At 65.8% G+C, this 12,165-nt stretch carries 12 protein-coding genes and 1 riboswitch; of the genes, 9 read left to right on the top strand and 3 right to left on the bottom strand.

What is annotated here, in order from left to right; genetic code table 11:
- Positions 1–10 precede the first annotated feature (10 nt).
- Together CH274_RS12740 and CH274_RS12735 are read right to left on the bottom strand one after the other, a co-directional pair.
- Positions 11–286 carry an Lrp/AsnC family transcriptional regulator gene (locus CH274_RS12740; protein ID WP_027497377.1) on the bottom strand — a complete coding sequence of 92 codons (276 nt, stop codon included), beginning with the start codon at positions 284–286 and terminating at the stop codon, positions 11–13.
- Between the two features lie 54 nt (positions 287–340).
- Positions 341–2,107, bottom strand: a complete 1,767-nt coding sequence (locus tag CH274_RS12735; protein ID WP_094657646.1) for a DEDD exonuclease domain-containing protein — start codon at positions 2,105–2,107, stop codon at positions 341–343.
- Positions 2,108–2,254: 147 nt separating this feature from the next.
- On the opposite strand from CH274_RS12735, the gene CH274_RS12730 reads away from it, so the two are divergent.
- The 5 genes from CH274_RS12730 to CH274_RS12710 all read left to right on the top strand — a co-directional run bounded on the left by CH274_RS12730 (position 2,255) and on the right by CH274_RS12710 (position 7,286).
- Positions 2,255–2,536, top strand: a complete 282-nt coding sequence (locus tag CH274_RS12730) for a hypothetical protein (RefSeq protein ID WP_032394407.1) — start codon at positions 2,255–2,257, stop codon at positions 2,534–2,536.
- A gap of 115 nt (positions 2,537–2,651) precedes the next feature.
- Positions 2,652–2,815, top strand: a riboswitch (cyclic di-AMP (ydaO/yuaA leader).
- A gap of 16 nt (positions 2,816–2,831) precedes the next feature.
- Positions 2,832–3,386 (top strand): C40 family peptidase, encoded by a 555-nt coding sequence (locus tag CH274_RS12725; protein ID WP_032394406.1) that lies wholly within the window; start codon positions 2,832–2,834, stop codon positions 3,384–3,386.
- Between the two features lie 382 nt (positions 3,387–3,768).
- Positions 3,769–4,755: an NlpC/P60 family protein gene (locus tag CH274_RS12720; RefSeq protein WP_218829216.1), complete on the top strand. Its 987-nt coding sequence runs from the start codon at positions 3,769–3,771 to the stop codon at positions 4,753–4,755.
- 30 nt (positions 4,756–4,785) lie between these two features.
- Complete coding sequence (locus CH274_RS12715; RefSeq protein ID WP_094657645.1) at positions 4,786–6,138, top strand: hypothetical protein; 1,353 nt, start codon at positions 4,786–4,788, stop codon at positions 6,136–6,138.
- Positions 6,139–6,161: 23 nt separating this feature from the next.
- Positions 6,162–7,286, top strand: a complete 1,125-nt coding sequence (locus CH274_RS12710; protein ID WP_094657644.1) for a glycosyltransferase family 4 protein — start codon at positions 6,162–6,164, stop codon at positions 7,284–7,286.
- A 25-nt stretch (positions 7,287–7,311) separates the two neighbouring features.
- On the opposite strand, the gene CH274_RS12705 is transcribed toward CH274_RS12710, so the two are convergent.
- Positions 7,312–9,117 (bottom strand): AMP-dependent synthetase/ligase, encoded by a 1,806-nt coding sequence (locus CH274_RS12705; protein WP_094657643.1) that lies wholly within the window; start codon positions 9,115–9,117, stop codon positions 7,312–7,314.
- Between the two features lie 270 nt (positions 9,118–9,387).
- On the opposite strand from CH274_RS12705, the gene CH274_RS12700 reads away from it, so the two are divergent.
- The 4 genes from CH274_RS12700 to CH274_RS12685 all read left to right on the top strand — a co-directional run bounded on the left by CH274_RS12700 (position 9,388) and on the right by CH274_RS12685 (position 12,136).
- Positions 9,388–9,780: a polyketide cyclase / dehydrase and lipid transport gene (locus CH274_RS12700; RefSeq protein WP_082073966.1), complete on the top strand. Its 393-nt coding sequence runs from the start codon at positions 9,388–9,390 to the stop codon at positions 9,778–9,780.
- A gap of 151 nt (positions 9,781–9,931) precedes the next feature.
- Positions 9,932–10,366, top strand: coding sequence for an SRPBCC family protein (locus CH274_RS12695; RefSeq protein ID WP_032394401.1), 435 nt, complete (start codon positions 9,932–9,934; stop codon positions 10,364–10,366).
- A 29-nt stretch (positions 10,367–10,395) separates the two neighbouring features.
- On the top strand, positions 10,396–11,622 hold the full coding sequence (locus tag CH274_RS12690) for an ArsA family ATPase (RefSeq protein WP_094657642.1): 1,227 nt from the start codon (positions 10,396–10,398) through the stop codon (positions 11,620–11,622).
- Between the two features lie 40 nt (positions 11,623–11,662).
- Positions 11,663–12,136: a hypothetical protein gene (locus CH274_RS12685; protein ID WP_094657641.1), complete on the top strand. Its 474-nt coding sequence runs from the start codon at positions 11,663–11,665 to the stop codon at positions 12,134–12,136.
- Positions 12,137–12,165: the final 29 nt, after the last annotated feature.

Raw genomic sequence — 12,165 nt, 5'->3', positions numbered from 1 at the left:
CCGAACGCGCCTATTCGCCTATCGAGAACCCCGCATCGACATCGGCACTCGAATAGGACTGGAACGCAATGTGAGTGGTGGTGCTGCGCACGCCCCGCACTCGATTGATGTGCTTGGTGATGACCTCTGCGATCGAAGCATGATCGCGAACCTTGACGATGGCGATCAAATCGACATCCCCAGCACACGAATAGACCTCCGACACCCCGTCGACATCGGCCACGGCCTGCGCCGCCTCCGGAATCAGATCGGCCTCGGCGTCGATCAAGACGATGGCATTGATCATCTGTGCTCCTCCCGCATCTCGAGCTCGGTGTCCGACGCGAGCTACCCCCAAACCCTAATGGCTGCCATATCCCGAGAGCCGTTCCGCAGGCTCCACTCCTGCCCCTAACGGTCGTTCCGCAGGCTCCACTCCTGCCCTCGCTGCTTCTCTCGCCGTCCGACACCACGACTCCCACGAACCCGCCGACCGTGCCGGGCTGCAGTACCCGCTGCTCGTGCGCACGATCCGGACTCCGTCCGTGCGCAACCACGCCGCGATCAGTCCCACTTCTTCCGGCGGCGCACCGCGAAGCGGCGTCGTATCGGGCAGCACCGTTTCGGCCGACGCGGTGATGGCATCGACCACAGGCATCGGATGCACTCCGCGCGGTGCGACGGCAGCGCCGGCCAGACGGCCGAAGCGCACCACGATCAACTCCCACCCGCCGTCGGCCGTTCGTTTCGCCGCAACGAGTTCGGCAATGGCGGCCACCGCCGCCGATCGGTGCATCCTGCGTAGTGCATCGACGGTGATCGCGATTCGATCACGCAGACGAGCGGCCGTCTCGAACAGCTCCTTGTCCGCGAGCTCGGCGACGCGGCGGCGCATGGAGTACAGCACGGCATCGTCCTGACCGCACACGAGCGCGAGAAACTGCCTCGGGGCATCCGAGTACTCGTCGGCGGTCAACGGGCCGCACAGTGCCGCAGGGCAGCCTCCGACGTCTGTTGCCGGGCACTGGTCGCCGTGTCGAACCGAGCGCGCGAGTCGGCGAGTGCAGGTTCGCAGGCGGCAGAACTCGGCGACGAGCGCAGCGGCCTCTGCGGCGTCGCCGCGAACCGAGAACGGTCCGAGACTGTTCGGTGTCGGTGTGCGGACGATCGACAGGCGGGGGAACGCCTCGTCGGTCAGGGTGATCCACCACCCCTTCCTGGGGAACTTCGAGCGGCGGTTGTACGGCGGGACGTGCGCCGAGAGCAGACGTAACTCGCGGACCCCGGCTTCGAGCGCGTGCGCACACTCGACGTGGTCGACGCGAGTCGCCAGTGCGACCATCTCCTTCATCCGGCCTCTCGTCTCCGAACCGGTGAAGTAGTTGCGCACACGCCGCTTGAGGTTGTTGGACGTACCGACGTACAGCACCTCGTCGGACGGGCCGCGGAACAGATAGACGCCGGGCGTACCGGGAAGGTGAGCAGCCAGCCCGCGTTTGGCGCGCTGGCCGGCCGACACTGCGGGTAGGTAGTCGACCAACTCGGCGTAGCTGTGAACCCCCTGATTGCCCACCCGTTCGATGAGTCCGTGCAGAACGTCGACGGTCGCTCGGGCGTCGTCGAGCGCGCGGTGGGTGGGCCTGGTACCGGATCGGAACAGTGTGGAGAGCGCCGACAGCTTCACCGAAGGTGCCTCGTCGCGCGTCAGAACTCGTCGAGCCAGCTTGACCGTGCACAGCACCTGGAACCGCGGCCATGCGATGTCGAGACGACTGGCGGCGGCTCTGAGGAATCCCGTGTCGAAGCCGGCGTTGTGCGCCACCAGCACCGAACCGCGTGCGAACTCGAGGAAACCGGGAAGAACCCGTTCGATGCGCGGCGCGCCGATGAGCATCGCCGATGTGATGCCGGTCAGTTCCACGATGTACGGCGGGATGGATCTGCCCGGGTCGATCAGGGTGGCGAATTCGCCGAGAATTTCGCCGCCTCGTACCTTGACCGCCCCGATTTCGGTGATGGCCTCGGTATCCGCGCTCCCGCCGGTGGTCTCGAGGTCGACGACGACGAACGTGGTCTCGTGCAGCGGGGTATCGAGTTCGTCGAACGTCAGCTGGATGGGCAGGCTCACCGCGACGACGTTAGGGCCGACCCCCGACAAGAACGTTCATGGTGCCGTCGAACGTCGCCGTGTCACGAAACCTGTCGGTGCCCGTCGCTATCTTTCGCTTCGTCGGCCGATTCGGCCGCCGGAAACCGCAAAGAGACAAGGATCACAATGATCATCGACTGCAGTGACTGCCTGGTCCGTGACATCGCCTGCGCGGACTGCGTCGTGACGGTGCTTCTGGGGGCTCCGGGGATGCCGTCGAGATCGGACGGCCGGTGGGTCGGGCCGCCGTCTCGTATCACGCTCGAGCAGGAAGAACTCGGTGCCATGGGTGTGCTCGCCGATGTCGGCCTCGTGCCCGCACTCAAGCTCGTTGTGAACGATGACGACACCGCCGAGGTTCCTTTGTTATCGACTCGTGACACACCGGGGGATCAGCGCGCCGGCTAGTGAGAATCGAGCCGAATCCGCTCGCCTCGGCGAGTTGGGGTCGACACGGGGGTATGCCATTTCGTAACCTTCCTGAGACCTTGCGGAGTCTCGCCAGTCCAAACCGGAGTGGCGTCGCAAGTCACCGCCTAATCGTTCACTCGCGAGAGTGTTCGTACCGGGAACCCGATATCTACTGGGGTGAATCCCGCTGAGCCACCACACGGTGGCCGGTGGGTAGGGCTGCTCTTCCCAGCCCGAACCCGTCAGCTAACTCGGTCGGCGGACGATAGGAAGAAACGGAGCACCATCTTTCGTGGCGTCACAACTTTCCAACCGATCATTGCGGCGAGTCCTCGTAGCCGGAGCGCTCACTGCAGGCGTGGTCATCCTTCCCGCTGCACCCGCAATGGCGGCCCCCCTCACCATTCCCGGCGTCGGAACCTTCGAGATTCCTGACATCCCGGGCCTCCCTCCCCTCAACATCCCGGGTGTGCCTGCACCGGGTGCGCCGTTGGCACCCCAGGTCACCCCGGCAGCAAAGGCCGTTCAGGCCGCTGAGTCCAAGATCGGAGCACCGTACGTGTACGGCGCTTCGGGTCCGGATTCGTTCGACTGCTCGGGCCTCGTCCAGTGGGCGTACAAGCAGGCCGGCATCAGCCTGCCCCGTACCAGCTACGACCAGGCGGCCGCGGGCACTCCGGTCTCGCGCGACAGCCTGGTTCCCGGCGACGTCGTGTCGTTCTACGGCGGCTCGCACTCGGGTATCTACGTCGGCAACGGCAATGTCGTGCATGCATCCACCTCCGGCGTGCCGGTCAAGGTTGCTCCGCTTGCCTCGATGCCGTTCGACGGTGCTCGCCGTTACTGATTCGAGCGAGCGACGTCCGCTGTGATCGACCGACAGGGTCGAGCCGTCCATCGGCTCGGCCCTGTCGTCGTATCCGGACACCGGCCGCGCGACACGCCGGTCCGGTGGACAGGGAAGCCCCTAGTTCGTAATCTGATCGAGACCTGGTCGATGTTTACTTTGTGACCTGTCACCTCGAATCCCCATCGATTTCGGGCCGTGTTCACGTCCGCGCCCGCAAGAACATGGGTATGGTTCGGTTTCGGTCCACTTTTCCAACCGTTGCCTCGCTCGAGGCAACACGTGTGAGGACGGAGAGTCGCTTTCCGTGGCCCTATCGAGATCTACCCGAGCGTTGCGGCTGGCCCGCAACTCGGTGGTTGCTGTCGCACTGACCGCGTGCATGGTCGTGGTCCCGATGACGACGGCGACCGCGCAGCCGGGATTCGACTCGGCGTCCGACGCGCAGACCGAACTCGCCGAGCTCTCTCGCCAGTCCGAGCAAACCAACGAAGCTCTGCACAACGCGCAGATCGATCTCGACGCCAAGAACCAGCAGCAACTCGACGCACAGGTCGCCGTCGACCGGAGTCGTGCCGCACTGGAGGCAGCGCAGGCGCAGTTGGCGCAGCTCAAACCGGCCATGGACAAGGTCGCCAACGTCAATTACCAGGGTGCGCGGACCAATCGACTGTTCGCCGTGATGGTCAGCGATTCGCCGCAACAGTTGCTCGACCAGATGTCTGCACTGGACGTGATCTCTGCCGATACCGCCGACCAGGTCGCTCGATTCAAGCAGGCGAGCTCGGATGCCGTGACGGCCGAGCAGGCCGCAACGACGGCCGCCGACCAGGCACGTGTCGCGGCCGAACAGGCCAAGGCCGTCAGCGACGACCTTCAGGCCAGGCAGAGTGAGCTGCAGGGTCAGGTAGCCGAGGTCATGGCTGCCTACAGTGCGCTCTCGTCCTCGGAGCAGTTGGCTCTGGCCGGATCGGCCCTGCCCGAAGGATTCGATCCCACCACGATTCTGCAGAATCTGACGCCGGGATCGGGTGCCAGTGCGTTGCAGGCCGGCCTGACGCAGATCGGCAAGCCGTATGTCTGGGGCGGCACCGGTCCGGACGGCTTCGACTGCTCCGGTTTGGTCGTGTGGGCCTACAAGCAGGTGGGCAAGACATTGCCGCGGTCGAGTCAGGCGCAGGCAGCGGGCGGAACGCCGGTGGATCAGAAAGATCTGCAGCCGGGCGACGTCGTCCTGTTCTACCCGGACATCTCTCACGTCGGGATCTATGCCGGGAACGGCAACGTGCTGCATGCCTCCACCTTCGGTGTTCCTGTGAAGGTTCAGTCGATGGCATCGTTCCCGTACTACGGTGCGCGTCGATACTGAGGTGCGCCTCGACGATCGACGAACGCCTGCATGAGTGGCTCGAACCGGCGCTCCGGATTGCGTGTTCTCGCCCGATCGCTGCGAGTGCGGTTGCTCGCCGTCGTGCTCGTGGCCGCGGTGGCTGTCTCGGTCGGTCTTGTTCACCGATTCGACAGCACGTCCAGCGCAGGTACTGCCGACTCGACAGTCGAGGGAAACCCACCGACCTACGATCAGCAGCGTCGCGCCGAGGTGACCGTTCTCCTGGACCAGTGGGCCCGTGCGGTTCGCTCCGGCGATCTCGATGCACTGCGGGAGTCGATGGATCCTCTGGCCGCCCCCGACTTCGTGGAGGCGCAGGTGCGCCGGGCCGCAGTGGTGCCGGGCGTGCCCTTCTCCGAGTTCGACTACGAGTTGGGTGACGAGCCCGAAACTCCGGTGCCGCCGCAGATCGCCGAGGCGCTGGATTCGACCGACGTCTGGGCACCGGCGGTGTATCTGAAGTACGCGGTCGCCGGGCCGGACGCGTCGCCGACGCGTCGGCCGGTCTCATTGGTGGTAGCCGAGCGGGACGGTCGCTGGCGGCTGGTCGACGACGCGGACCTGACCGAATACCGACGCCACACCTGGCGTGGGCCGTGGGATTTCGGGCCCTTGAAGGTGCGCTCGGTGCCCACCGCAGCCGGGACATCGGTGGTCATGGGGCATCCGGACCGCGAGCAGTTCGTCGAGAGCCTGGCCGCCGAACTTCCGTCGGCAACCGCGGCCGTCACCGACTTCTGGGGGGACGATTGGGCGCGCGACGGGCTGGTGTTCGTCGCGTCCTCCGCGGAGGAGTTCGCCGAACTGACGGGGTCCGCGCCGTCCACCGAGGTGGCCGCAGTGACGGTGTCCGACGCGGTGGTGGGCGACGGCTCCCGTCCGACGGGTCAGCGTGTGGTGTTCGGTCCCGACGCCGCGACGCGGTTGACGCCCTTCACCGTGCGCTCGGTTCTGCGCCACGAGTTGACCCACGTGGCGGCGAGGGCGAAGACGTCCGACGGTACCGAGTTGTGGGTGTCGGAAGGGTTCGCCGACTATTCCGGGTATCGAAATTCCGGTGCCGAGTTCGTGCAACTCGCCCCCACTCTCGCGGCGATCGTGGCGGCGGGCGGGCCACCGACGGTGCTGCCGAAGAACGAGGACTTCGGTGCAGGCGGGGCCAGATCGAGTGTGGCCTACGAATCGGCGTGGTCGGTGTTCGCATTCGTGGCCGACAGATTCGGGGAGTCGAGGCTGCGCACCCTGTACGAGTCGCTCGCCTCCGACAGCTCCACCGATTCTGTCTTCGCGTCGGTGTTGGGAACGAGCCGCGCACAGTTCGTCGCCTCGTGGGGCGACTGGGTGGCTCGCCAGGCCGGCTGAGACGGGGCGCTACGGTTGTCGCCATGCGTCGTACTCTGCTCGTGACGAACGACTTTCCTCCTCGCCCGGGTGGTATTCAGTCCTATCTCCACAGCTTCGCCTCGCAACTGCCGGCCGACGAGCTGGTGGTGTACGCACCGCGGTGGCGGGGCGACTCGCACGAGAAGTTCGATGCCGCGCAGCCTTTCGAGGTGATCAGGCATCCGACGACCCTGATGTTGCCGACTCCGCTCGTCGCGCGTCGCGCAGCTCGAATCCTGAAGTCCCGAGGCTGCGATTCCGTGTGGTTCGGTGCGTCGGCTCCGTTGGCGGTGATGTCGTCGTACCTGCGCAAGGCCGGGGCCGATCGCATCGTGGCCAGTACGCACGGTCACGAGGTCGGTTGGTCGATGGTGCCGGGAGGGCGTGCGACGCTGCGCACGATCGGCGAGAACACCGACGTGGTGACCTACGTCAGCAAGTACACCCGGGGGCGCTTCAGCTCGGCGTTCGGGCGGACTGCCGCCCTCGAACACCTACCGCCCGGTGTCGACACCGATCGCTTCGTGCCCGACGACGCGGCGCGAGCGGAACTTCGCGCGCGCTACGGCCTCGGTGATCGCCCCACCATTCTGTGCCTGTCCCGGCTCGTTCCGCGCAAAGGGCAGGATTTCCTGATCCGCGCGCTTCCGGGGATCCGCCGGGCCGTCGACGGAGCGGTCCTGGTCATCGTCGGCGGCGGACCCTACGAGAAGACCCTGCGCGAGCTCGTTCGATCCACCGGAATGGAGCAACACGTGGTGTTCACCGGCACCGTACCGTCGGCGGAGCTCGCCGCCCACCACACCATCGCCGACGTGTTCGCGATGCCGAGCCGCACCCGAGGTGCCGGTCTCGATGTCGAAGGTCTCGGCATCGTCTACCTCGAAGCGTCGTCCTGCGGCGTACCGGTCGTCGCGGGCATGTCCGGGGGTGCGCCGGAAGCGGTGCAGCACAACAAGACCGGTGTCGTCGTCGACGGGACGTCGATCTCGGAGATCACGGACGCGATCGTGCGAATCCTGTCCGATCGCACGCTGGCCACGCAGATGGGCAATGCCGGCCGCGCGTGGGTGGACGCGGAATGGCGCTGGGACGTGCTGACCGAGAAGCTGCGGTCGCTGATCTGACGCGCGTCATCGCGATGCGGTGCACCTACCGGGCGTAGATCGATTCGATCTCGTCGGCGTAGGCGGCGGTGATGACGTTGCGCTTGAGCTTCATGGTGGGAGTCAGCTCACCGCTCTCCTCCGAGAAGTCGTGGGGGAGGAGTCGATACTTCTTGATCGACTCCGCATGTGAGACGGACTTGTTCGCGTCGGCAACGGCGGCGTCGATCTCCGCGACGAGTTCGGGGTCGGTCTGCAGATCGGCTGCGGTGGCGTCGGCGGCCTTGCCGTGGGAGGACTTCCAGCGATCGAACGCATCCGGATCGAGGGTGATGAGCGCACCGATGAAGGGCTTCTGATCGCCGACGACGACGGCCTGGCTGATCAGCGCACCCGCCCGCAATTGGTCTTCCAGTCCGGCCGGTGAGACGTTCTTGCCTCCGGCGGTGACGATCAGTTCCTTCTTTCGACCCGAGATCGTGATGTACCCGTCTTCGTCGACCGAACCGAGGTCTCCGGTGCGGAACCAGCCGTCGTCCAGCGACTCGGCGGTCGCGACCTCGTTGCGCCAGTAGCCGTCGAACACGACCGGTCCGCGGAGTTGGATCTCGCCGTCCTCGGCGATGCGTACGGTGTTGCCGGGCAGTGGACGCCCGACGCTGCCGACGCGTTGGAAGCCGATGGTGTTGACCGCGAACGCCGCGGTGGTTTCGGTCAGGCCGTAGCCCTCGTAGATCGTCACGCCGATGCCTCGGTAGAAGTGGCCGAGACGGGAACCGAGGGGCGCTCCGCCGGAGATCGCGAGTTCGCACTTACCGCCGAGCGCTGCCCGCAGTTTGCCGTAGACCAACTTGTCGAACACGGTGTGCTTGGCGCGCAACACGATTCCCGGTCCACCGGTGTCCTGCGCCTCACTCCACGCCACTGCACATTCGGTGGCCAGGTCGAAGATCTTGCCTTTGCCGTCGGCGTGCGCCTTCTGTTTGGCGGTGTTGAAGACCTTCTCGAACACTCGAGGCACCGAGAGGATGAAGTCCGGTTGGAACGTGCCGAACGTCGCGACGAGGTTCGGGATGTCGTTGGTGTGGCCGAGCGTGACTCCGGCATCGAACGACGCGATGCTCACTGCGCGGGCGAGGACATGCGCGAGCGGCAGGAACATCAGGGTGCTGCGGCCCTGCCTCATCAGTGATTTCAGCGAGGTCTCGCGAATGCCGAGTGATTCGGCGAGCAGATTGGCATGGGTCAGTTGGACGCCCTTGGGACGACCGGTGGTTCCGGAGGTGTAGATCAATGTGGCCGGGTCGGACGAGGCGAGTGTCGAAACACGTTGATGTACCTGATCTTCGGTGATCTCGGATCCGCCGTCGGTCAGGGCCTGCACGGCGTCGGAGCCGGCGGAGTTCTCGATCACGAACGTCTGCCGCACCGACGGCGCAGCTGCCACAACGGTTTTCGTTTCCCGCACGTGTGCGTCGTTCTCGAGTATCAGCAGGACGGGCTCGGCGTCTTCGAGGATCCATTCCACCTGCCCGGCGGAGGAGGTCTCGTAGATCGGCACCGTGACACCGCCTGCGGCCCAGATCGCGTAGTCGAGAACCGACCACTCGAATCGCGTCGACGACATCAGGGCGACGCGATCGCCCTGCTCGATGCCAGCGGCGATGAGGCCCTGTGCCACTCCGACCACCAGTTGTTCGAACTCGGCGGCGGTGACGTCGAGCCACTGCCCATCGACCTGGCGGCGGAACACTGTCGCGTCCGGTGAGTTACGGGCGCGGACGAAGACGGTGTCGACAGCCGAGTCGGTGTCCGCGATGTCGTATTTTGCGGCGACGGTGAACTCGCGCACGGGATTACCTCCGGATAGAACGGGGAGAACGAAAGTCGATAGCTCGGCTTCACAGATACTCTAGACCCGGGCTCGCGGCATCGAAATGCGCCCGGAGTGGAGCCCGCAGGAACGACCCGGAAAGAGGCGAGTGGAGCCCGCAGGAACGTCCCGAGAACAGGGGAGTGGAGCCCGCAGGAACGACCCGGAAAGAGGGGAGTGGAGCCTGCAGGAACGACCAGGGAAGAGGGGACGCGCACGGCCGGGGAACCGATGTGTGAAGCTCTGTCGATGAGCAGTATTCAAGTTGCGGATCAGACGTTCGTGGCCGCCTCGGGCGAGCGGGTTGCGCATGCGTTCGCATCGCCCGCTCGGTGGCGTCGATGGTGGCCGGATCTGAACCTGACCATCACCGAGGACCGGGGCGAGAAGGGGATCCGCTGGGCGGTGCGTGGTGGTGTGGTCGGAACGATGGAACTGTGGCTCGAGCCTGCGCTCGACGGTGTGATCGTGCATTACTTCCTGCATGCCGAACCTGCCGCAGGCACCGACGTCGCGGCGCACCAGCATGCCCGTCGGGTGGCCGGACGCGCGATGACGTTCGAGCTCAAACGAGAGCTCGAGGCCGGTCGGTCTGCAGGTGAGGCACCCCACCACGTAGCGTCGACTTCGGCTCGTGAATGAACCGCGCGGTACGGTCGGCCGGTTCGCGTTGTGCGGCGGCGGATCGATCGTGTGAGATAGGCCTGCGCGAGTTCGACGGCACCGAAGCGAACCGAGCTGATCGAAGTACCCGAGCTGATCGAAGTACCCGAGAGGAAGCGGACCAGTAGTCATGGCGGAGAAAACCCAGAGGTCGATCGTCGTCGAAGCCCCACCGAGTCGGGTCATGGACGTCATCGCCGATTTCGACGCGTACCCCACGTGGGTGTCGGCCGCGAAATCCGTCGAGGTCCTCGAGGTCGACGAGGACGGCCGTGGCAAGCGCGTCAAGTTCGTGCTCGATGCGGGAATGGTCAAGGACACCTACGAACTCGAGTACGACTGGGCGGCGGACGGCAGTTCGGTCTCGTGGAATCTCGTGTCCGGTGAGATGCAGAAGTCTCAGAACGGCTCGTACACGTTGAAGGAGACCGGCGGCGGCACCGACGTGACGTACGAGCTCACCGTCGATCTGAACATCCCGATGATCGGTCTGTTCAAGCGCAAAGCAGAAAAGGTCATCACCGACACCGCGCTCAAGGAATTGAAGAAGAGGGTCGAAGGCTGACCGACGCTCGCACCGAAGCCCGCACCACGGTGTTGCTGTTCCTCGGCAAAGGTGGCGCGGGTAAGACGACGTTGGCGGCTGCGTCGGGTCTGCGACTGGCTCAGGCCGGTGAACGAGTGCTGATCGCCTCCGTCGACCAGGCGCACTCGCTCGCCGACGCATTCGCGGGGGACGCAGAGGCCGAGGATTCGTCCGGTGTTCGTTCGATCGCTCCTGGTCTCGACATCGTCGAAATCGATACGTTGGCGTTGCTCGAAGCGCGGTACCGGGGGCTGGGCTCGCTGATGGCCGTGGCGTCCGCGGGACACGAGCACGGGGTGAGTTTCGGGGCGATCGAACCGGAGGAGCTGCTCGGTCTTCCCGGAGTCGAAGAGCTGCTCGGCATGCACGAGATCGTCCGTCTCGCCGACGACTATCACTGGGACACAGTGATAGTCGACCTTCCCGCATCCGCGGATGCCCTGCGGATGCTGCAGCTGCCCGATACCGTCGCCGCGTACGTCGAGCGGATCTGGCCCCTGCATGCTCGGATGGTCTCGGGCACCGGCTCCGATGCACGTCTGACCCTCGTGGTGGCGATGATCGAGCGAATCCTCGCTCAGGTCGGCTCCGTCCGGTCCCTGATCACCGACTCCGCTCGTACCGGGGCGACCGTCGTCGTCACCGCCGAAAAGCTGTCGGTCGTCGACGCGGAAAGAACACTGTCGGCGGCTGCTCTGCTCGGCATCAGAATCGATCGTGTTCTGGTCAACAAGATCCTGCCGAAGCTCACCGCGTCGTCGATCGGTCTCGTGGGCGCTCACCCGGCGGTGTTCTGGTTCGAGAGGTGGCGGGCGACGCAGCTCGACGCGGTCGCCGAGCTGCGTCGACGCGTCGGTACGGTACCGATCGTGGAGGTGGAGCACGCTCCCGGTGAACCGGTAGGGTTGGGGCCCTTGCAAGATGTGGCCGATCGCCTCGAACCGGACTCCCTCGAACGGCGCGCGCCGGGCTGGGGTGAGCAGCCTTCGGTGGTGCTCGAGTCGGGTACCGGACTCGAATCCGTGTACGCGATGAGAATGCTGCTGCCGGTGGCGGATTCGACGACCTTGGGCTTGGGGCGAGTGGAGGACGACTTGATAGTCAGTGCCGACGGGAGGCGACGGCGCATCACATTGGCGTCGGTGCTGCGTCGGTGCATCGCCGACTCCGCCGAACTCGAAGGACCGTTCCTCGTTGTGCGTTTTCGCCCGAACCCCGACGTGTGGCCACTGTGACTTCGACGACCTCTACGACCCCGACGGCCGGGGTGATTCGATGACCTCGGACCATTCCGAGCTGGGGGCGGACCTGCTGGCCCTGGCGGACACCGTGCTGACGCGACTCGAGCCGATCCTGCGCCGGGTCGCCGAGACGCAGCAGGATCGTGACCAACAGGGATGCAGTTGGTGCCCGGTCTGCGCGCTCGCGGCCCTGGTGCGCGGTGAGCGCCACGATCTGGTCGAGCTCGTGGCCTCCGAGAGCGCCGTGGTGATCGCGCTGTTGCGTCGGTTGCTCGCAGATCACACGACCTCCGGGGCTCCACATTCTGCGACGCAGGCACCCACCGAGTCGCCGTCACCCGAGGCCGCGGCCGAATCCGGACCCGGCAGTGCCGGCATCCCCTCGGACCCGGCAAAGGTCGCGGACGTGTCGATCGACACGAAACTGCAGGATGCCCGCCCCGCGTCGTTCGTTCCGATTACCGTTCGAGTGAAGAATTCGCAGTCGGACGAGCGGGAGCGTCCGTGAGCGGAGCGACTCGGGTGCAGGCCGCGTGG

Source organism: Rhodococcus sp. 06-418-5 (assembly GCF_002258285.1).
Lineage (GTDB): Bacteria > Actinomycetota > Actinomycetes > Mycobacteriales > Mycobacteriaceae > Rhodococcoides.
The sequence above is the reverse complement of the archived record's forward strand: the minus strand, read 5'-3'. Positions and strand labels throughout refer to the sequence as shown.